The organism is Streptomyces sp. HB132 (assembly GCF_016909575.1).
In the GTDB taxonomy this organism is placed as follows: domain Bacteria; phylum Actinomycetota; class Actinomycetes; order Streptomycetales; family Streptomycetaceae; genus Streptomyces.
Map to the genome: position 1 here is coordinate 36,221 of NZ_JAFBGA010000025.1, position 20,111 is coordinate 56,331.

At 65.0% G+C, this 20,111-nt stretch carries 19 protein-coding genes; 13 read left to right on the plus strand and 6 right to left on the minus strand.

Going from position 1 to position 20,111, the window contains the following annotated elements:
* Window positions 1-76: 76 nt before the first annotated feature.
* From JOC24_RS31845 to JOC24_RS31855, 3 genes are all read right to left on the minus strand, one after another.
* Window positions 77-1,057: a helix-turn-helix transcriptional regulator gene (locus JOC24_RS31845; RefSeq protein WP_205023925.1), complete on the minus strand. Its 981-nt coding sequence runs from the start codon at window positions 1,055-1,057 to the stop codon at window positions 77-79.
* Between the two features lie 235 nt (window positions 1,058-1,292).
* Window positions 1,293-2,180, minus strand: coding sequence for an LLM class F420-dependent oxidoreductase (locus JOC24_RS31850; protein WP_205023926.1), 888 nt, complete (start codon window positions 2,178-2,180; stop codon window positions 1,293-1,295).
* 587 nt (window positions 2,181-2,767) lie between these two features.
* Window positions 2,768-3,541, minus strand: coding sequence for an SDR family oxidoreductase (locus JOC24_RS31855; RefSeq protein WP_205023927.1), 774 nt, complete (start codon window positions 3,539-3,541; stop codon window positions 2,768-2,770).
* A 208-nt stretch (window positions 3,542-3,749) separates the two neighbouring features.
* Here JOC24_RS31855 and JOC24_RS31860 point away from each other — a divergent pair, with 208 nt between their 5' ends.
* Together JOC24_RS31860 and JOC24_RS31865 are read left to right on the plus strand one after the other, a co-directional pair.
* Window positions 3,750-4,556, plus strand: coding sequence for a MerR family transcriptional regulator (locus JOC24_RS31860; RefSeq protein WP_205023928.1), 807 nt, complete (start codon window positions 3,750-3,752; stop codon window positions 4,554-4,556).
* A 39-nt stretch (window positions 4,557-4,595) separates the two neighbouring features.
* Window positions 4,596-4,937 carry a hypothetical protein gene (locus JOC24_RS31865; protein WP_239581313.1) on the plus strand — a complete coding sequence of 114 codons (342 nt, stop codon included), beginning with the start codon at window positions 4,596-4,598 and terminating at the stop codon, window positions 4,935-4,937.
* 458 nt (window positions 4,938-5,395) lie between these two features.
* Here the strand turns inward: JOC24_RS31865 and JOC24_RS31870 are convergent, their stop codons facing one another.
* Window positions 5,396-6,652 carry a nucleotide sugar dehydrogenase gene (locus tag JOC24_RS31870; RefSeq protein ID WP_205023929.1) on the minus strand — a complete coding sequence of 419 codons (1,257 nt, stop codon included), beginning with the start codon at window positions 6,650-6,652 and terminating at the stop codon, window positions 5,396-5,398.
* 210 nt (window positions 6,653-6,862) lie between these two features.
* On the opposite strand from JOC24_RS31870, the gene JOC24_RS31875 reads away from it, so the two are divergent.
* A complete protein-coding gene (locus JOC24_RS31875) occupies window positions 6,863-7,054 on the plus strand; it encodes a hypothetical protein (RefSeq protein WP_205023930.1) in 192 nt (63 codons plus the stop codon).
* A gap of 558 nt (window positions 7,055-7,612) precedes the next feature.
* Here the strand turns inward: JOC24_RS31875 and JOC24_RS31880 are convergent.
* Window positions 7,613-8,644: an Ldh family oxidoreductase gene (locus JOC24_RS31880; protein WP_205023931.1), complete on the minus strand. Its 1,032-nt coding sequence runs from the start codon at window positions 8,642-8,644 to the stop codon at window positions 7,613-7,615.
* Between the two features lie 443 nt (window positions 8,645-9,087).
* On the opposite strand from JOC24_RS31880, the gene JOC24_RS31885 reads away from it, so the two are divergent.
* From JOC24_RS31885 to JOC24_RS31930, 10 genes are all read left to right on the plus strand, one after another.
* Window positions 9,088-10,434 (plus strand): phenylacetate--CoA ligase family protein, encoded by a 1,347-nt coding sequence (locus JOC24_RS31885; RefSeq protein WP_205023932.1) that lies wholly within the window; start codon window positions 9,088-9,090, stop codon window positions 10,432-10,434.
* A gap of 101 nt (window positions 10,435-10,535) precedes the next feature.
* Window positions 10,536-11,753: an MFS transporter gene (locus JOC24_RS31890; protein WP_205023933.1), complete on the plus strand. Its 1,218-nt coding sequence runs from the start codon at window positions 10,536-10,538 to the stop codon at window positions 11,751-11,753.
* A 17-nt stretch (window positions 11,754-11,770) separates the two neighbouring features.
* Window positions 11,771-12,658 (plus strand): polysaccharide deacetylase family protein, encoded by an 888-nt coding sequence (locus JOC24_RS31895; protein WP_205023934.1) that lies wholly within the window; start codon window positions 11,771-11,773, stop codon window positions 12,656-12,658.
* A gap of 49 nt (window positions 12,659-12,707) precedes the next feature.
* Window positions 12,708-13,118, plus strand: coding sequence for a VOC family protein (locus JOC24_RS31900; RefSeq protein WP_205023935.1), 411 nt, complete (start codon window positions 12,708-12,710; stop codon window positions 13,116-13,118).
* A gap of 59 nt (window positions 13,119-13,177) precedes the next feature.
* Window positions 13,178-13,714 carry a hypothetical protein gene (locus tag JOC24_RS31905; RefSeq protein WP_205023936.1) on the plus strand — a complete coding sequence of 179 codons (537 nt, stop codon included), beginning with the start codon at window positions 13,178-13,180 and terminating at the stop codon, window positions 13,712-13,714.
* Window positions 13,714-14,649 (plus strand): Gfo/Idh/MocA family protein, encoded by a 936-nt coding sequence (locus JOC24_RS31910; RefSeq protein WP_205023937.1) that lies wholly within the window; start codon window positions 13,714-13,716, stop codon window positions 14,647-14,649. Before JOC24_RS31905 ends, JOC24_RS31910 begins: the two co-directional genes overlap by 1 nt.
* On the plus strand, window positions 14,646-15,404 hold the full coding sequence (locus JOC24_RS31915; protein WP_205023938.1) for a hypothetical protein: 759 nt from the start codon (window positions 14,646-14,648) through the stop codon (window positions 15,402-15,404). The genes JOC24_RS31910 and JOC24_RS31915 overlap by 4 nt, the downstream gene beginning before the upstream one ends.
* The gene (locus JOC24_RS31920) at window positions 15,401-16,312 is read left to right on the plus strand and encodes a sugar phosphate isomerase/epimerase family protein (RefSeq protein ID WP_205023939.1); all 912 of its coding nucleotides are present in this window, start codon (window positions 15,401-15,403) and stop codon (window positions 16,310-16,312) included. Before JOC24_RS31915 ends, JOC24_RS31920 begins: the two co-directional genes overlap by 4 nt.
* Entirely contained in the window at window positions 16,309-17,139 is an 831-nt protein-coding gene (locus JOC24_RS31925) for a sulfotransferase (RefSeq protein ID WP_205023940.1), read from the plus strand. The genes JOC24_RS31920 and JOC24_RS31925 overlap by 4 nt, the downstream gene beginning before the upstream one ends.
* 136 nt (window positions 17,140-17,275) lie before the next feature.
* Window positions 17,276-18,067: a glycosyltransferase family 2 protein gene (locus JOC24_RS31930; RefSeq protein ID WP_205023941.1), complete on the plus strand. Its 792-nt coding sequence runs from the start codon at window positions 17,276-17,278 to the stop codon at window positions 18,065-18,067.
* A 26-nt stretch (window positions 18,068-18,093) separates the two neighbouring features.
* Here JOC24_RS31930 and JOC24_RS31935 read toward each other — a convergent pair whose 3' ends face one another.
* On the minus strand, window positions 18,094-20,025 hold the full coding sequence (locus JOC24_RS31935; RefSeq protein WP_205023942.1) for a M13 family metallopeptidase: 1,932 nt from the start codon (window positions 20,023-20,025) through the stop codon (window positions 18,094-18,096).
* Window positions 20,026-20,111: the final 86 nt, after the last annotated feature.

The window sequence follows — 20,111 nt, forward strand, 5'->3', positions numbered from 1 at the left end:
AGCAGATCCGGACACCTACGGTCCTGGTTTCTCACCGGTCGCTGCGTGAGCCCGCCCGGTCGTCACGAGCGGAGCGTCACTGCTGCTCATCGGCTCCCTGCCGGCCCGGTCCGTTGCCCCGGTACAGGTCGTCGAGCCGGGCGAGCAGTGCCTCGCGAACGGAGTCGGGCGACAGCACTTCCAGCCGTGTGCGCAGGCTGAGGAGGTAGCCGGCGAGCTGGTCGGGGTCGGATCCGCCGATGCTGATGACCGTCGCGTCCGGTCCGTCGGGTTCGTGGGTGGCGACGATGGGCGCCACCAGACGCCGGGCGTCGTCGTAGGACAGCGGGAGGCGGACACGGGCGAAGAAGGGGTACCCGGTGCGGGTGATGGTCTCGGAGACCAGCTGCGCGGCGTCCGGGGCGTCCGGCAGCTCGACGACCTGCCCGGTGGACTCGACCCGCACCACCCGGTCGGCACGGAACGTCCGCCAGGCCGATCGTTCGACGTCGCGGGCCACGAAGTACCAGTGGGCGCCGGTGTACACCAGGCGGTGCGGATCGACGCACCGGACCGTGGTCGTGCCGTGCATGTCACGGTAGGTGAGTGTGGTGCGCTCGGACGCCCGGCAGACGGAGGCCAGCAGCAACAGCACGTCGGCGGACGCCCGGGGGGTCTCGCAGCGCGCGGTGTGTTCGACGGTGGCGTCCAGGCCCGCCAGCCGTTTCGCCATGCGGACGGGGAGGATCTGCCGCAGCTTCAGCAGCGCCGACAGTGCTGCCGGGTCGGCACCGAGTGCCGCACCGTGTGCGGCTTCCCTGAGCGCCACGGCCACGGCGAACACCTCGTCGTCGTCCAGATTCAGCGGCGGCATACGGTTGCCCGCGCCGAAGCGGTAGCCGCCACCCGGCCCCGGTACGGACTCCACGCCGTAGCCGAGCTCACGCAGCCGGTCGATGTCCCGGCGCACCGTGCGCTCCGTGACGTCCAGTTGTCGTGCGAGCTCCGCGTTGGACCAGGTGGGCCTGCTCGACAGCAGGGACACCAGCCGAAGCAGCCGGGCAGAGGTTGCGATCATGAGAAGAACCTATTCGGGTGCCACGGCGGGCGTGGTACCGGGCGGTTCGAGGACGGCGAGCCACGTCCCGACGTCACATCCAGCCCTCACGCCGCTCCCGTCACTCACGCGGTAGCCGGTGCTGCCGTCCTGGCCGCCGCCCGCCACCCGCCACCGCAAGCACCGCGTATTTCGCTCGGTGTGCTGCCGGACGTCGAACGGGCGGGAGCCGGAACCGTCGGAGGCGGAGCGTGGCCTACGCGACTTCGTCTGACCCGACAGGCCCTGCACGAAGCCCTGCGGGGGCGCTGCCGAGGTCGGCCGTCAGGTCAGCGGTGAGCCGGACCAGATCGTCGAGGGCTGCCAGCGGGTCCGGCGCCTCCGTGTCGAGGGGAAAGACGATCCTCTCCACACCGGCTTGTTCGTACCCGCCGACGATCCCAGCTCCGGCCGGCCCCACATGCAGGACCGTCACGGGGACTTCACGGCCTGCGAGTTCGCGCAACCGCTCAATTCTCGGCTTCAACCCGTCGGGCGACTGAGGGTTGGGAAACCAGCCGTCTCCGACCTCCACCACCCGGGCGAATGCCTTTTCCCCACCGCCGACATAGACCGGGGGATGCGGGCGCTGCACAGGCTTGGGCCACGAATAGATGGGATCGAAGTCCACGAATTTACCATGAAATTCGGCCTTTTCGTGGTGCCATATTTCCTTCATCGCGAGAACATGCTCGGTCGCGATCGCGCCACGCCTGGCGGGATCCCCGCCGTGATTCGCCATTTCTTCGGCATTCCAACCGGATCCGATCCCGAAGATGAACCGACCGTGCGACAACAGGTCCAGAGATGCGATGAGCTTGGCCGTGGTGATCGGGTCCCTCTGCGCGACCAGCGCTATTCCCGTGCCGAGAAGCAGGTGATGGGTGACGCCGGCCATCGCGGTGAGTGCCACGAAAGGGTCGATAGTGTGGTAGAGGGAGGCCGGGCGATCACCGAACGGGTACGGCGACCTTTCATCAACGGGAATGTGGGTGTGCTCGGCGAGAAAAATCGAATCGAATCCTCGCTCCTCCACGGCTCGACCGTACTCGGCCGGGGACATGGTCGATCGGTCCGTGAAGGTGCAGTTCACCCCGAACTTCATCGGTGGTTCCCTTTCCGATTGTGCCGGTTCGACTGTTGCGGACTGATTCCCTCGCGACGCGGTACGAGACCGAGGGCTTTTATCATGGGCATGGTTCTTGTTCTCCCTGCGATATTGATCGACAGTGCGCGGGCTCACGCGCTTCCCTTCCGGTGCCGGCCTCCCCCGTCAGGCCCTCCAGACCTACGACGGCATCCCCTGAGGGCTGCGAGGTCGGATCGGGCCCACTCCCTCCCCCGCGCAGTGACACGCTCTCCGCCGGCACGCCGGCCCCGGCCTCTCCAGGCCTTGCCGGCCTGGGAGTCGGTGTCCGGCGGCGCCGAGCCGTGGTTCACCGGGGTTACTCGATGAGCCACTCGTCATCGCACCGGCGGCGAAGGTCGGGCCCGCAAGCCGGCGTGTGCCACCGAGCCGGGAAATTCGTCAGCTCGGCCGATGACGGCGATGCGCGGACGCGGGCGCGCTTCGCCGGAGTGCGGGCGCCAGGACCGCCCCGAGACGCACCACCCGGTCGTCTCCTGGCCTCTCCACGACGCAACCCCTCCTCCGCTGCCACCGGTTGCGCGCGAGTGAGGAACTGCCGTGCGTCACACGGAAGGGAAGGAGCCTCCGTCGATGGTGACGTCGATTCCAGTGATGTACCGGGCCCCGTCGGACACGAGGAATGCCACCAGGTCGGCGACCTCCTCCGGGCGGCCGGGCCGGCCCAGAGGGACACCACCGAGCGCATCCATGATCGCCTGGCGTGCGGCCTGGTGGTCGGTGCCGGCGCTCGCCGCCATGTCGTCCATGAAGACCTGCGTGCCGGCTGTCTCGATGAATCCGGGCTGAATACGGTTGACCCGGACGCCCGAGGAGCCGAGCTCTGTGGCCAGCGCCTTGCTGTAGTTGCCCAGGGCAGCCTTGGCTGCCGCGTAAGGGACCGTGACGACGCTGGGAAGCCTGGCCCCGAGGGACGTCACGTGCACGATGGCACCCTTGCTCCGCTGCAGGGCCGGGGTGAGCACCCTGTCGATACGGACCGGGGCCATCAGATTCAGCGCCAGGGTCTGCTCCCAGACGGAGTCGCCGAAACTCGCGGCCGGCCCCATGGGCGCATCGCTGCCCCCGGCGTTGTGGACCACGATGTCGATGCCGCCGAAAGACTCCAGCACCGCTGCGGCAACGTCCTCGGCGCCCCGCGACGTGGAGAGGTCGGCCGCGACAAACAGGTCGATGTGCGCGGGCACCCCTCCGGCGGGCTTGCTGCGGGCCGTCGTGGCGACGCGAGCGCCGGCAGCCGCCAGGCGGCGCGTGATGGCCTCTCCGATCCCCTTGGTACCGCCGGTGACCAGAGCAGTCTTCCCTGTGAGATTCTCCATGACGCAACCCGTCCAAGTGCTTCGAGGGCCGTGGACCGGCCCCGCTGCATCCGACGATCGACCTTCCTGTAAGGGGAAGGTCAAACCTGGCTGCGCCGACTGTGACGCAGGAGTCCCGCGTCACTGCTCCGCGCACCGTCACGAGTGAACGGTGCGCCGCCCTTTGCACGTGATCCCCAGCCCGCGGCCCGTCCGCGAAGGAGAAGTTGTGACGGCACGCCTCAGCATCGGCGAATTCGCTCTGATGACGCACCTGAGCAAGAAGGCGCTGCGGTACTACCACGAAGTGGGGCTCCTGGAGCCGATTCACACCGACCCGCACACCGGATACCGCCACTACGGCACGGATCAGGTCACCCAGGCGCAGATCATCCGCTGTTACCGGGGGATGGACATGCCGCTACCGGAGGTCAAGGCCGTACTGGCCGCCGAGAGAACCGAGGACCGCAACGCGATCATCGCCACACATCTGACGCGTATGGAGGACCAGCTGAAGGAGACCAGCAAGGCCGTCCGGACGCTGCGTGAGCTTCTGACCGGAAGCAGCCGGCAACTCGACGTCGAGTTCCGCACGCTGCCCCGTACGCGGGTGTGGGCCCTGACCTCGATGATCAGCCTGGACGACTATTACACCTGGTACGCAGAAGCTCTGCGGGAAATCCGCACTGCCTTGCCCCGTGCTGAGCGGGCCCCGCACGGCCCGCTGGGCGGGCTCGTCACACGAGAGCTGTTCACCGACGAGACGGGCAGGGCAACGCTCTTCGTGCCCATGGATGTCCCGCCGCCGGCCGACACCCGGCTGGTGGAGACCAGCCTGCCGGCCACCCGTTACGCCGTGGCCGTGCACACGGGTGACCGCGAAGGGGCGGACCGGGTCTGCGGGGACCTGGGAAGTTACATCATGGAGCGACAGATCGGCGTACCGGGACCCGTGCGTGAGCACTACCTGTCGATCGAAGGCTCAAGCCCCACGCACACCGAGATCTGCTGGCCCGTCACGACGGATGCTCAGTAGCCCCTGGCCGGAGTGGGATGCGGCAGCGGTGCCGCGGGAATGAAGTTGCCCGAAGCGGATGCCGGTCGGCATGACACCAGCTGCCTGGATCCGCAAACAAATGCCGATCAGGACCGGGTCCGCGATCTATGTCCGGCCTGGCTGCCCGTCATTCCGGTCTCGCGCACGACGTATCAGACCGGCGAACTTGCCCAGTGCGATCTGTGGTTCCCACCGGCCGACGTCCCGCTGGGCCATGGGCAGAGCGGACGCCCGCCAGTCCTCGTGATGGTCGCGGGCTACTCACGGATCATCGCCGCACGAATGCTGCCCACCCGAACCACCGACGCCCTGACCGACGGACACTGGAAGCTTCTGACCTGCTGGAACGGGGCCCCGTAGATGCTGGTCCGGGACAACGAGGCAGCGGTTAGGCGATCACCACACCGCTCCCCCTTCCCCTCGGTCCGCACTTCGCTGTCGACGAGCAGCACGCCGGGCTCCCGGCCGCCATCGACACCAGCCGGCCCCGTGACGTCGACAAGGCTTCACGGCCTTGTTCTCGCCGCCCACCGACAGCAGTCACGTTCCGTAGCTGTCAGAGGGTGAAGGCGCTGGTCGAGAGCCAGCCAGTGGCGGTGAAGGCGGAGCACGTGTCGGCGGCGGTAGTGACGAAGCGGGCGGCTCCCGAGAACCGTCCGGGTCGGAGCTTTTTGGGTTCCCGATAGCGGGCCAGGCCCGTCAGGGCGAGCACCGGCGTCCGGCCGCGCTGGACGATCTCCGGCCAGAGCTGGGTGGGACCTGCCGCCGCCCTGTGCGGCTACGGACAACTCGTCCGCCTCACCACGTGAGGCGCGGTCTTATAACCGTATGACGTTCTTTCCCGAAGTAACACCGCGGGTGTCGAGCAGCAGCCGCGCGCTCCTCGACAGACCCTCCCAGTCGTACGCTCGGTGTGCCTGAAGCAGAACCGTTACGTCGGCCTCCGTGGCTTCCTGCTCGGTGTCCGCCACGCTATGCAGCAGCCGCCCGCCCACACGCCACTCCGGGACGAACGGGTCGTGGTAGGAGAGATGGGCCCCCAACGCGAGGAGTCGTTCGGCGACGACCAGGCTCGGTGACTCCCGCTCGTCGGCGACATCGGCCTTGTATGTCACCCCGAGCAGCAGCACTTTCGAACCGCGCACACTGCGCCCGTCCTCGTTCAGGAGTCGCACGATGCGGTCCACGACGAAGGGAGGCATCCTGTCGTTGATCTCCTGTGCGAGTTCCACGAATCGAAACGGATACCCGAGGGAACGCACCCGGTACGAGAGATAGTTGGGATCGATGGGGATGCAGTGGCCACCCACCCCGGGGCCCGGCCGAAATGCCTGGAAACCGAACGGCTTGGTCGAGGCGGCGTCGATGGCCTCCCACAAGTCGATGCCAAGCTCGTGGCAGAACACGGACATCTCATTGACCAGTGCGATGTTGACCTGGCGGTAGGTGTTCTCCAGAAGCTTGGACATTTCCGCCACCGCCGGTGAACTGACGGGCACAACGCGGTCGACGAACCTGCTGTAGAACCGCGTAGCCACCTGGCAACATCGCCCCGTGACACCACCAACGATCTTGGGGGTGTTCCGCAAGCCGAATTGTGCGTTGCCCGGGTCGATGCGCTCGGGCGAGAAAGCGAGGTGGAAGTCGCGACCCGCACGGCGACCGCCCCGTTCCAGCAGGGGACGCAGCACTTCTTCTGTGGTACCCGGATACGTTGTCGACTCAAGTACGACGAGCGTATCCCGGCTCAGATGCTCCTCTATCGTCATGGCGGCGCGGCGTACCGCACCGAGATCGGGGACCGACTGACGTAGCGGTGTGGGAACGCAGATCAAGACTGTGTCGGCTCGGCCGATGCAGTCGGAGCCAGTCGTGGGTTCGAAGCCCAGCTCGAGGGCGTGAGCGACCTGGGCGTCGGAGATGTCGTCCACATGGCTGCAGCCGGCCAGGAGGCTGTCGACCCGGGCGGTGTTCGAGTCCAGGCCGTACACCTTGATGCCGGCCTCGGCGGCCTCCACGGCAAGGGGCAGCCCGACGTAGCCGAGACCTATGACGACAAGACAATGGTCCTGCATGTGTGTTCCTTAGAGCAGAGAGGGACTGGGACAGCGGTTCCGGCCTCGCGGAGCCGTATGAGGGTGATCAGCTCTTTCGACGCCCGGCTTCCGTCAGCCCTCCGACTTCGCGTGAGAACTGCGGTCTGCCATCGGCCAGGGAGCTGACGACGAAGGGGCTGTCAGGCGTCCGGCACCTCACCGTGGTTCGTCGACGGGTCAGATCGTCGAATGGCCACTGCCACGGAGAACGGCCCCGTCCGGACCGTCATCGACGCGGGCAGGAGAATGCGCCGGCTGGCGGCGATGAACGTCGTCGACGTGATGCCGTGGCAAGCGCGGAGCGGCAACGCCCGGGCGGACACGGAAGAACTCATCTGGGCAATGGCCGACAGCTGCGCCGCGCCGGACTGGCGGAGCTGAGTATGTGTCCGGCTCCGCTGCTGCCGAACGTCGGCCGGTTGGCCATCTCCCTGTCCGGGCGGACAGTCAGCCTGGTCGCGGGAGTGTTCGCCGGAGCAGCCAAGAGCGGCGCGAACGACGCTGCCACGAACGTCGGCACGGCGTTCGTACACCGGGGAATTCGGCCGGTGCGGCTCAAGGAACTGGTTGTCGAGCCGAGGATGCTCCCCCCGCGCCGCCCTGAACTCACCACCGGCCGAGTTGGTTTCATCAGCAGTTCGCGGAACCTGCTCAGCGGCGTTCTCCGCCACCGGCCGTCCGTCCCCGGGGTCCGCGGCCCTGGAACGTCCCACCACCGACGCGACCAGGCCAGGGGCTGCGAGTGCCAACAGGCGTTGAAGGGCTTGGACCACCACTCGATCGACCCAGGAGCGCTCCTCGGTGACCAACCGGAGGTTCACTCTCTCCCAGCCGCCCGCAGGCGGCTTGACCGGAGCATGTAGAGCCCTTCCTTGCCGCCTCGGGGCCGGTGCCGTCACCTTGACGGGGAAAAGATCCCGGTGATCGTGGTAACGGAATTCAGGCGGACACCCAGCCGAGTTCAGCAGCCAGCACATGCGGGACTGCAACACCCTGCTCGCGAGCCACCTCGGCGTGGGTGAGCTCGTACTGCTCCGGCAGGTAGGGGTGCGGTGGCGTTCCTGCGTAGCCCTCATGCACCGCATTCGCAATCACGTCTATCAAACTTGTCGTGTCCGTCGCACCGAACAACTGTGAATCGAAACCGATGAACAGCTGTGAGCATCCCATTGGAAGCTCTACCTGATGTCGTTGGCGGTTGACGAGCGGACTCACGGTTGCACCGGCCAGTACGCCGGCCAAGATTTCGATGATGAGCAGGACACCCAGCCCTTTATATCCACCGAAAACGGGCACCGAGCCCCCGTTGTCCAGGTCTTCGGGGTTTGTACTGGGCTGACCGATTGCGTCGAGCAGCCAGGTGGAAGGCACTTTCTCACCACGCAAGGCCGCCGAGCGGATCTTTCCGCAGGCGACTGTTCCTGCCGCAAAGTCTATTATGAAGGGCTTGTCGTCCGAACGGGGAACGATCAGGCACATTGCGTCGTTTCCCAGCGTCGCGTACTGCGCGCCGGGCGCGGACACACTGGGTCCCGATACATTCAGGATCAGGCCAATGACTCCACTGTCGGTGAAATATTTCCGATAGGCGGCCAGCATCCCGATGTGGTTGTTGTCGCGCACCCCCACTGCGGCCAGCCCCTGTTCGGCTGCAGCGGAAGCGCATCGACTTGCCGCCAACTCGGCTGCGAGCTGACCAAAAGCGCCGTTGCCTCGCACGAGACCCACGCTTCCGGAAACAGAAGTCCACGTCGGGCACGCCTGGGCATCAATTCCCCCGCGCCGGGCGCGCTCAAGATAAATAGGGAGCATTGCGACACCGTGTGACGGATGCCCACGCAACTCCGCGTCGACCAGCACGCGAGCCACAGCTGCCGCCGTCGAGGTGGGAGTTCCCACAGCTCTAAGAGTCCCCTCGGTCAGGTCGGTGAGTTCCGTCTCGCGGATATACAAGGCACTTCCGTGGGCCATGGCCCCCCCCTACATAGAACACGATACGCAGAAAAGAAGCGCTTGGGACAAGAGAGGGACGCAATGAAAGTAACAACATGTCGAGGGTGTCAATGAGGCCATCCAAGATTGGCCAGAAAAGGCCCATCCGACATCATCCATGGGCTTGATCGTCTCTTGTCGCGGCCTCGGTCGAAGGCTATGTTGGGTCGGTGTTACACAGTTGGCGATGCAGTGCATATGGCCAATCAGCGGAGGTTCAGCTGTGCGGTCAGGTCAACCGTTGCACGGCGCGAACTGATTGGTGTACACGAACCGTGGTTGAAGGAGGTGAATGAATATGGGCATCGACGTCAAGGAGGCCTGGTAAAGGCCGCTCAGCAGAAATCGGGGCCAGGGTTCTCTGAACCCTGGACCCGACGGCGTATCCCTCCCATCCCAAGGAAAGGCATTGCGGACGTAAGATGATTCCTCACAAGTGGTGGCACAGTCAGGCTTTGCGCGAAACGCGGGCCGTGGGGGATGGGTGGCGGATCTTTCTGGATGTGTACAACGCTGCCGCCCGGGACCCGGCAGCGCTTCAGGAGATCCGCGCCGAACGTCTGGCTCAATCCTTGGAACGGGCTGCGCAAACCGAATTCTATGCTCCGCTGCTCCAGGGCAAGGACCTCTCGATTCAAGCGGCAGCGCAAACTCTGGCAACGCTTCCAGCGCTCAGTAAGTCCGTCGTGCGGGGTTCGCCGAAGTCGTTCCTGACGGGCCTGGTTCACGAGGTGGATGAACTGCGTGTCCAAACCTCCGGGACTTCGGGCGAGCCTATGACGATCGTCCACGACGACTCGCTCCTCACCGAGGCGGCAGCGGCCGGCCTTCGCATGCTGGAAGCGTACGGATTAGCTCCGGGCTACAGGCTTCTCCGATTCACTTCTGATCCGCGGCACAAGCTGGTCGATTTCGGTGCGAGTCCATACAACTGCGCTTCCGTTGTCGTGACGGTCAACATTTCGAAGATCGACCGTGAGTCATGTGAATACGTGAACCGTATCTGTGAGGACTTCCGACCTCATGCCGTTTGGGGGCAACCCATGGAGGTTCTCCTCGCGATGCTTCGTCAGCGAGAAGGCCTACTCCGACTGCCGAAGCCGATGCGAGTGCTCACCCATGGGGACACGCTGGACCCGCAAGCGCGAAAGGCAATCTCGGAATCGTTCGGCGCGCCGCACAGTGACTTGTATGGGCTTCAGGAGTTCGGACGGGTTGCCTGGGAATGCCCGGACTCAATAGGGACGTACCATGTCGAGGAGGAGCGTATCCGTGTTGACGTCGCACAGGATGGACACCTCCTCATCACCGGTTTGGTGAACAAGGCGACGGCTTTTCTGCGTTATCAGCCCGGTGACTGTGCAGAAATCCTGCGCGGTACGTGTTCCTGTGGCCGGCCACACGCGCGACTGACGAAGCTGGAGGGGCGGCAGCGTGGGCTCGTCGTCGACGCTCACGGGCAGTTTGTGAGTGTCAAGCCTCTTCGCTTGGCACTGGAAGCCATGCCGCTCGATCGCTGGCAGGTACAACAGAACGTACCCGGCGAACTGCTCGTACGTGTCGCTCCCAGCGACATGGCCGCCGGTGAGCGAATGGCCGGTGACCTTTCGGACATCCTGGGCAAGGTCGTCGCCATGAAACAGCTGACCGTGGAGACCGTCGAGCTGGGCGAACTGGCAGCTGGCGGTGAAAAAGCCCCGCACTTCCGTCTTCTGGTGACGCAAGAATCGATGAGTGGATCTACACCGAGCGGCACGGGGCTGTGGTAGGGGTTCGGGCTGCGACACGAAACCTCACGTCCCGGTACAAAGAGATAATCCCCCCTCCCGGGCCTGGACGGCGCTTGATTCTGGGGTCACTTTGGGATTCGGTGGGCACTGGCCTGTGGCTGCCGGTCAGCATTCTCTACTTCGTCAACGAAGCCGGTCTGCCGCCCGGCCAGGTTGCTCTCGGAATGTCGATAGCAGGAATCATCGGCCTGTTCGGAAGCGTGCTGAGCAGCTGGCCGATCAAGCGCTGGGGACCACGCCGGATGCTCATCCTGTTCAGCGCATCCCAAGCTGCCCTCACTCTTACATACGCGACCGTGGATTCATTTGCCGAATATCTACCTGTTGCGATTGCATCCATGTTTGCCGCGCGCTCCGGACGGGTATGCCGCAACGTGCTCATCGGGACTTTGACGGAGAGCGAGCAGCGGATTCGTGTACGGGCGCTGACTCGAGGCGCCGGCAATACCGGAGTCGCCATGGGTACGGCGACGGCAGGCCTACTGTTACAGTCGCAGGCAGATTCGGCATATCTGATATTGCTATGTGGGAACGCCCTGTCGTTCTTCGCCACAACGATGGCAGCGTGGGGGGTGCAGCGAGACACACGAGGTCAATTCGTACAGTCCAGAACTGAAGCCAGGAAAACCAGAGTGATTGGGGATCGACCCTTTCTTTTCATCACCCTGATTACCACTGTCTTGGGTGTGCACGACGCGATACTGGTCATCGCATTGCCTCTTTGGATTACTTCGAACACTGAAGCATCGGAAGCCCTGATGGCCGTATTGCTTCTCATTAATACAGTGATGTGCGTCACCCTGCAGTTGCGTGCCAGTCGAGATACGGAATCCCTGACGGGTGGAGCTCGTGTGCTGCGTTGGAGCGGCCTGACAATTGGGATTTCCTGTCTTGTCTACTGGAGTTCAATGCTGGGAGGGCCGGTTGCGGCTGTTGTTCTGCTTCTTGTCGCGGTAACGATTCACACGTGCGGCGAGCTGTGGTTCCAAGCTGGCAGTTGGGGAATCTTCTACTCGCTGGCGCCGCCCAAACGACTGCCCGATTATCAGGCGATCTTCAGCTTGGTGAACGTTGGAAGTGACGTGCTGGGGCCCGTAGCAGTGACCATGCTCATCACTGGGTGGGGCCCACCGGGGTGGGGTGTACTCTCTGCGGTTTTCATCGCTGCTGCAATCACCTACCCCCCCTTGGCGCGATGGGCGGAAAAAGTCCGGGTCGACTCGCCGACACCGACGGAGGACGGGGAGAACGAGGATCGATGCAGAGCAGGCCGGGTAGCTTCTGAGGGGAGGCCGTAAAGGGTGAGAGGATTCCAGTGGATCATGATTGGCGCCTTCACTACGGCGCGTATCCGATTCGAGGCCGTATGAAGCGCCGGCCGGTCGAAGCCCCTGCGCCGTACATGAACGGGATTTCCGACGAGCACCAGCCCGCGACGGGCAGTGCCGCCTGCTGGCCGCTTGTCCTGTACTTCCACCATGTCCATCCTGAGATCCTCCACTACACTGCGCTCACCCCTCAGGAATTCGAACGCGGCCTGAAACGTGTCCTGGAAGAATTCGACGCATACCTTCCGTCCGGCCTCATCGCCGAGGATGGGCCACACAGGCCGGACCGCCCCACCGTCTTGATCACCTTCGACGATGGCTACCGTGACACCGTCACATATGCCCGTCCCATCCTCGACCGACTGGGCATACGGGCCGTGTTCTTCGTCTGCACCGGTCTGGTGGGGCGGCGCAGCCAGCAGCCGCGACAGGATTATCTGACGTACGCGGAATGTGACCTCCTGGCGGCCGACGGACACCTGATCGCTGCGCACACCCGTACCCACCCTCATCTTGACGAGATACCGGCGAACGAAGCCCGCGAAGAAGCTCTCGGCTCGCTCGCTGACATCGACAGCCGGTACGGATCGGGGCCGACGCGGTTGTTCGCCTATCCCTACGGGAGAATTCCCGGGGTTCCCGGCTTGCTGCCGAGCGATGTCCTGGGCTTCGGGACGGTGCGCTCACCGGCCGAGCCGTGGCCGGCAAGCCCGCATGCCATCCGGCGCACCTATCTGCCTTCCGGAGGGGCCGGCGCCTGGGACGGACTCGTCGATCACTGGCGGACGCAGTGGAGCTCCACCGCGGCTGCGGCTCGTCCTGGCTGGCCTCCGGGGGCGGCAGCGGGTGCGGGAACGGCATGGCCTGACGCGTGAGACACCTGCCGGCACGGCCGGACATCGCAACAACCAGAGAGAAGCAAGCATGAGCACTGAGCAGAGCAAAGCTGAGCAGAACACGCCCGCGTACTCCTTCGGCGGTCTCCACCACGTGCAGCTCGCCATTCCGCCGGGCGCCGAGGAGCTGTGTCGCCAGTTCTGGGGGGAGATCCTGGGCATGACCGAGCTGGAGAAGCCACCGGTGCTCGCCGCTCGCGGCGGTTGTTGGTTCCGCGGTGACGGCTTGGAGGTCCACTTGGGGGTGGAAAAGGAATTCGGGCCGGCCCGCAAGGCTCATCCAGGCATCCTCGTCCGCTCCCTGAACGGCCTCGCCAAGCGTCTGGAGGAATGCGGCCACGAGGTGACCTGGGACGACAGCTTCCCGGGCTACGACCGCTTCTACGCGTCCGACAAACTCGGCAATCGGCTCGAGTTCATGGAGCGCAGCTCCTCCTGAGGCACTCAGCCCGCCCGGACCGGCCCACCCGTACTTCGGCACTCCGATAGGAACCAGCAATGACCGACGAAGCGAGCAGGCCGGACACACTCCGCGTGGTCGACCTGATCGTAGCCAAGGGACCAAAAGGGGCCGAGGACATCATGATCGCGGGACTGACGGTCCAAGTGGCAGCCGGCGAGACCGTCGTGGTGCAAGCGGACGACCGGGCCTCGGCTGAGGCTTTGATCCAGGTTCTGGCCGGACGACGGCGAGCCCAGTACGGCGTCATCGCCGTGGGTGACCGCGGTCGCCCACGGCCGGTCGCACCAGCACCGCCAAAAGGTGTGACGATCGTTCGGCCAGAGCAGCCCCTGCCCGCCATGGGCAGCCGGTCGGCTGTGGTCGTCGACGCCACCCGTGCCGGGACCAATTTTGCCGACGCTGCGTGGGCCGAGTCGGTTCGCACCCTCGCCCGCGACGGCGGCGGCGTGCTCATCGTGACCACGGCCGCGTACCCGGCCCACGCTGCGCATCGGGTCATTCACCTCAACCGGCCGCCACAGCCATCCGCCAGGGTCGAAGTGCAGCGATCACCCTCCGGCGGAGACGCCTGATGAGCATCGGAGTCGGGATCGTCGGCTTCGGAGCCGCGGGGCGCCAGCACGTGACTGCCCTCGAGGGTCTCGACGAGGCTCACGTTGCAGCCGTGCTCGAACAGGACACGGCAATCGATACCGGGCATCTGCCCAGACTCAGTTCCTGGCAGGAGCTGCTGTCGGACCAGCACATCGCACTGGTTGCACTGTGCTTGCCGCCCGGCGGCCGGGCCGAACTCGCCGTGCAGGCCCTCGACGCGGGCAAGGCCGTCCTGTTGGAGAAGCCCCCCGCCGTGTCTGTGACCGAGATCGACCGGATAACAGCTGCCGCACGGCGGGCAGGCATGCCAGTCGGAGTGATGCTTCAGCACCGTATGCGGTTACCCGCCACCACCTCATCAGCGAAATGGGCGCTTCCGGCGGTCACCGCGGTACTGGAGGTGGCCCGGTTCCGCCCACCCGCTCACTTCCGCGGCGCCGGCTGGCGTAGTGACCCCGCCTCGGCCCTCGGTGGCATTGCGGCACACCTGGGAGTGCACTACCTCGACCTCGCCTGCCAACTACTCGGCCGACCCCGCGCCGTACGGCTCGCCCCCGCCCGAGAGCTCGCCCCCGGCATCGACACCCGGGTCACCGGTCACATCGAATTCCGGAGCGGCGCCACCCTCGCCTTCACCATGACCGCAGAGTCGCCGGCGCGGAGCGAACGACTTCAGCTCTTCGGCCCCGAAGGAAGTCTCTCTGTCGTCGACGGCACGGTGACCACACAGGTCGGCGAAACAGAACATGTCGTACCCGCCCGGCCCACGGCCGAACTGCGGCGCCGGGTCTACCAGGAGATGGCTGACGCCGTAGCCACCGGACAGTCCCCCCCGCGCTGCCACCTGGAAGGGGCCCGCCCCATCACCGAGATCCTGAGTACCATCGCCCAGAGAACGAAGTTCGAGGCATGACGGCACCCGTACCCGTGCCCCGGGTGGGAATCTCCTCGGGCTCCGCTCCTGACCACGGTGCCGCCGAACTGGCCGCACTCACATTGTCCTGCGGCGGCAGTGTCGTGGACGTCCGAGCCGGCAAGGGCCACGCCTGGGAAGGCTCCGGCGGCCTGGCCACGCTGCGAGCCGCAGGGGCTGACGTGAGTTTCGTCGGCGTGGGAACCGTACTTGGCGACCCCGCTCACCCCGCTGGCGGCTGTTCCTCCCTTCCATGGCTGGAACCAGGTCTGCCCGTGAAGGTGTTCGCGGCCGAGGGCTGTACGGCCCCCGGGCGGCTCGACCTGACGCTGGCCCAGATCCGGGCATTGACGGCCCGCGTCGGCGCGAGCCACCTCGTCCTGATCGAGACCCACCACGGATACGCGCCGGTCGACGAACTCGCCGCGCTGTGCGAGCGTGCCGGAACCGGCATTCTGCTGGACACCATGGGCCTCGCCCGCATCGCGCCGGACCCCGTGTCGGCAGCCGCCCGGCTGTCCCCCATGACTGCGTTCGTCCAGGTGAAGGGATTCGCCTGGGAGCACCCCGCCACTTCACGGCACCTACCGCTCGACTCCTGCGCCGAATCCACCCGTGAGGTGCTCGCGGCCGCGGGGCCGCTTCGCTCGATCACCGTCGAGTCGAAGGCACCCTCACTCGCCGAAGACATCGCGCTCCTCCTGGAGTGGTACGCCACCGACGTCCCCGCCGTCGGTGAGAAGAGCTCTCCATGAGACTTGCCGTCATCAATGACGAGGTGTCCCAGGACATCGATGTGGCCGCAGCCGAGGCAGCCCGACTGGGCTTCGGTGGACTGGAGATCCGGTCCTCCGGCGAGGTGCCGCCGCATCTGATGAGCGACGCACAGCTGATCGCTGTTCGCGACGCCGTGGTGGGACGGGGAATGCACATCGTTGGCTTCGACCCGCCCGCCCTCAAGTGCGGCCTGCCCCGCACCGACGCCGAGGTCATGGCTGCGCGCGCCCTGCTGGTGGAGGCGGTCCGGCAGGCCGAGCTGCTCGGCGCACCATTCGTCCGCGTCTTCACGTTCTACCGCGAAGGCCCGCCGAACCCGCGTGGCGCGGCGGCTGTCGCAAGGGAGGTCCTGGACGGAGTGCCGACCGATCAGGTGCCGCTGCTCGTGGAGACGGGCATGCGCACCAACAGCCCCACCATGCGCCATACTCTTGAGTTCCTGGATCACCTCGGTGACGACCGGCTCGGCGTCTTGTGGGACCCGGGGAACAGCGTCTTCAGCGGCTGGGATCCCGCTCCCTTCCCTCAGGACTACGCACTCGGCCGCGAACGCATTCGCCACGTCCATGTGAAGGATCCAGCCGGACGTACGGCCTACGTCCGGCTGGGTGAGGGCTGCCTGCCGTGGCCGGCGATCCTCGGCCGGCTCGGAGATGACGGGTACAAGGGCTGGGTGTCCCTCGAGACGCATTGGAGGGTCGGGCGCGTCCTGACCCAGCAGCAGCGTGATGAACCGTGGGGCGAGAAGTTCACCGCCGGTGGTTTCGAGGCCAGTTCGATCTGCATGCAGCTGCTGCGCGACATGGTTGAGACGGCTGACGCTGTGCGGGCTCCGGGGGCCGATGCGGCAGATGCCAGCACAGGCATGTCGGAGGCGGGGAGTTGAGCCCTTCACCCGTGTTCCTGCTCGGCGGCCAACGCTGCGGCACCACCGCCTTCGCGCACGCACTGAACCTGGCCTTCCACGACGCCGGCGGCCATTTCACCGTCAACGGCAAGCTGCCATACCTGCTGGACCGCTGGCTGACCCCCCAGGACCTGTCCGACCGTCATCTGCGCGCCGACGAGATCCTTCACGCTCTCGACCGCCGCCCGCCGGACGGCGTCGGCGTCGACCGCTGGCGGGCCCGGGTCGAGGAGAGCCTGCGCACCGCCGCACGCGAGGTGGCCGAAGGCTCCGCAGGGGACGACGCCACGGCGTTGGCACGGCGTATTCTCGCCGAGAGCAACCTGGACCTGCCCTGCTGGGGGGACAAGTACAACGAGTATCTGCTACAGCTGCCGTGGCTGGACGCCGCGCTCCCAGATGCGCGGTACGTGATGCTCATACGGCATCCGCTCGAAGCCGCACGGTCCATGCTGCGGTGGACCGGTGACCGGCCGTGGTTACCGGTGACCGAGGAGTCCGCACTCGCCAAGTGGGCCGCGTGGAACCGTCACTGGCTGGACTTCGCGCCGGCCATTCCGGCGGACCGTCGACTGGTGATCGAGTACCAGGCGTTGTGCCGGGGGGAGGAGAGCCGCCGCCTGGAGGAGTTCACGGGGGTGGATCTTCGGGCCCATCTCTCCGGGCTCACTCCGCGCGCTCCGGTCGCCGGCCTCGATGCCGGCCTCCCACCCGCGGCAGCCGCGGTATGGCAGGCCTTGCGGCAGGCGTCCCACCCCGACGACGCGGCACCTGCCTCCGACCTCGCGACCACCCACCAGGGGTGACCTGCGTGCCGGCCCGGCCATGTCGTCGGGTGACACGCCCGCGACGGCCGTGCCTCCTAGACCCACGCCCTTAAGGAGTACGGAAGTGCTTACAGGTACGCCCGCTCTGAACCGGAAGCGATCCAAACGAGTCTCCGTGGTGATCGCCACCCGGAATCGGCCGACCGATGCCCACCAGGTGCTGAGCGCGATAACCGGCTACGACTTCGGCGTACACGAGGTCCTGTTCGTTGACGACGCGTCCGACAGTCCCCTGCGTATCAACGCGACGTGTCCCTTCCCGGTCCGGATACTGCGCAACGAGACCCGGCGCGGCCCTGCGGCGAGCCGCAACCTGGCGGCGCAGAAGGCGACGGGGAACATCTTGGCCTTTCTGGACGACGACGCCCGTCCCCTGCCCGACTGGTTCTCCGTCCTTGATACCGCGCTGAGCAACAACCGCGCCGCGATCACGGGTCGGGTTCTGCCGTTCGACAGCGGTGTGGTGGCCCGCGCTCGCCAATATCGGTATGAAGTGCGCTACGCGCAGTATGCAGCGAACAGTCCGGTAACCTTCTTCGCCGGCGGTAACTCGGCTGTCTGGACCGAACTGTTCCTGGCCGCCGGAGGTTTTCCTGACATTGTCACTGCCAGCGACAACGCGTTCGTCGAAAGGTTGACCCAGTCGGAAGGTCAGGTATTTTTTGTTCCCGACCTCCGCGTGGCGCACCGTAACAGCAAGGGAGTCGGTGTCGCGTTCCGCGAGGCTTGGCGGGCAGGCCGTCTGGCGCAGCACAGTACGCGTGCTGCCGCGCTTACCCGCTTCGCTGCCACCGCGAGAATTCAACCATGGTCATACGATCCCATGCCTGCCGCCCTGAATCTCGGTCTCCAGACGGCCAATTCGCTGGCTACGGCGCTTCCCTCCAGGGAGTCTCAGAGCCAATGACGAGGAATTTCGGAGATGAGTGAACCTCACCAGATCCGCACGCGATCCTGAGGGTCCAGCCATAGGCCATCACCCTCGCGCGTACCAAATTCATCGTGGAACTCGCTGAGATTGCGGACAACGTTTGCCCGCAATTCGGGTGGAGAGTGTGGATCAACGGCAAGGCGTCGCCGCTCTTCTTTCTCATGGCGCTTGGTACGCCAACAAAGGGCCCAATGCAGGAATAGTCTCTGCGAATCGGTGATGCCACCCTTCTGCGGTGACGTCTCGTCGCCGAGCGCCATGAGGTACGCCCTGTGGGCGATGGCGATTCCACCGAGATCGCCGATGTTCTCCCCGACAGTGAGCTCGCCGTTTACAAATTCACCCGGAAGATTCCTTGGTGAAAGCCGATCAAACTGCTCGATCAGGGCGCTCGTTTTCTCTTCGAAAGCGATCCTGTCTTCCGCCGTCCACCAATCGTTCAGGTTTCCCCTACCGTCATACTTCGCGCCTTGATCGTCGAAGGCATGGCCAATTTCGTGAGCGATCACCGCGCCGATTCCGCCATAATTTTCTGCCAGGTCGGCCTCGAGAGAGAAGAACGGTCTCTGCAGAACTGCCGCCGGAAAACAGATTTCATTTGCGCCCGGATCGTAGTAGGCGTTCACCTTCTGCGGCAGCATGAACCACTCGTCACGGTCGACTCGTGATCCGATTTTCGCCAGCTTTCGATCCACCTCCCAAGCCGCTACTGCGTGAGCGTTTTCGAGTAGCTCACCGTATTCCACCGAGAGCTTTCCATAATTTATAAAATCCTTTGGATGCCCTATTTTTATGCGCAGCTCATCAAGCTTTTCGTGAGCTCGCCCCTTCGTCGTGTCAGTCATCCACTCCAGTTCATCGATCGCGACCCGGTACGCCCTGATGACGGTGGAGACCAATGCCTCCACCGAAGCCAGGGAACCAGGCGGAAAGTGACGCATGACATACTCTCTACCAACGGCCTCGCCCATAGCCCGCTGCACGAACCGCACAGCCTGCTTGTGACGATCCGGCAGCTTCTGAGTTCCGTTTACCGCGCGCTCGTGGAATTCGAAATCGTTCTTCACGAACTCATCCGAGAGATATGGAGCGCAGGCTTTCAGCACCCGGCACAGCAGCCAACTGCGCCATTTCTCTACCGGCACGTCGGTCATCAGCGACGACACGTGAGCGAGATAGGAGGGCTGCCGTACGCAGACCTCGGAGATAGTCTCACTCGAACAGCCGAGCCCGACGGTGTACCGGTGCCAGTCGAATGACGGAGCCAACGTCTTCAGTTCGTCCAGACCGACCAGATTGTAGGTACTGTGCGCGTTTCGAGCCGCAGCGCGTGACCAATGCCCCTCGGCTATCTTCACATCAATCGCAAGCGCACTCTCTGCCGCGGCCAGGGGACCGTCAATCCGGGCAAGTGTGAACAAGTCAACCAGATGTGCGACATGCCTTTCCCTGATGCCAGCAAACCTGTCTTCAAGATAGTACGTGCTGTCGGGGAGACTGAGCCCGCCCTGGCATATGTTGAACAGGTAGCGTTGAGAATTTCGGTCGTCGACATTCACATAAGTGCCGAACAGCCCCGAACCGCCGATCCTCTCGAGGCGACCGAGGAACTCCGAAAGATCTGAATTATCGCGCAGCTTCCAAATATCGCGGATCAGGGGCAGCACCGGGGAGAGGCCGAGGGTGGCAATTTTCTGCTCGCCCATGAAAGATGTGTACAGGGCGGCGATCTTTCGTGCATCCTCGATGTGAGTTGCGTTTGTCCAGTCTGCTGAAATCTCCTGGATGATCGCGCCAACACTCTTCTCGGTACTCTCGATCAAGTATGGGACGGTGCCCCAACTCGATCGGTCCGCGGGGATCTCCTCCTGGCTGTGCCACAGATTATTGACGTGACCGTACAGGTCATCTTGCGGGCGAATGAAATGATTCATTGACGCAAGCTTTCCAGTCGACACACGGGGTTCCCTGTCGCCGTTTGCAGAAGCTCAGCAAAGGAGCGCGTCAGGTTCTCGATGAC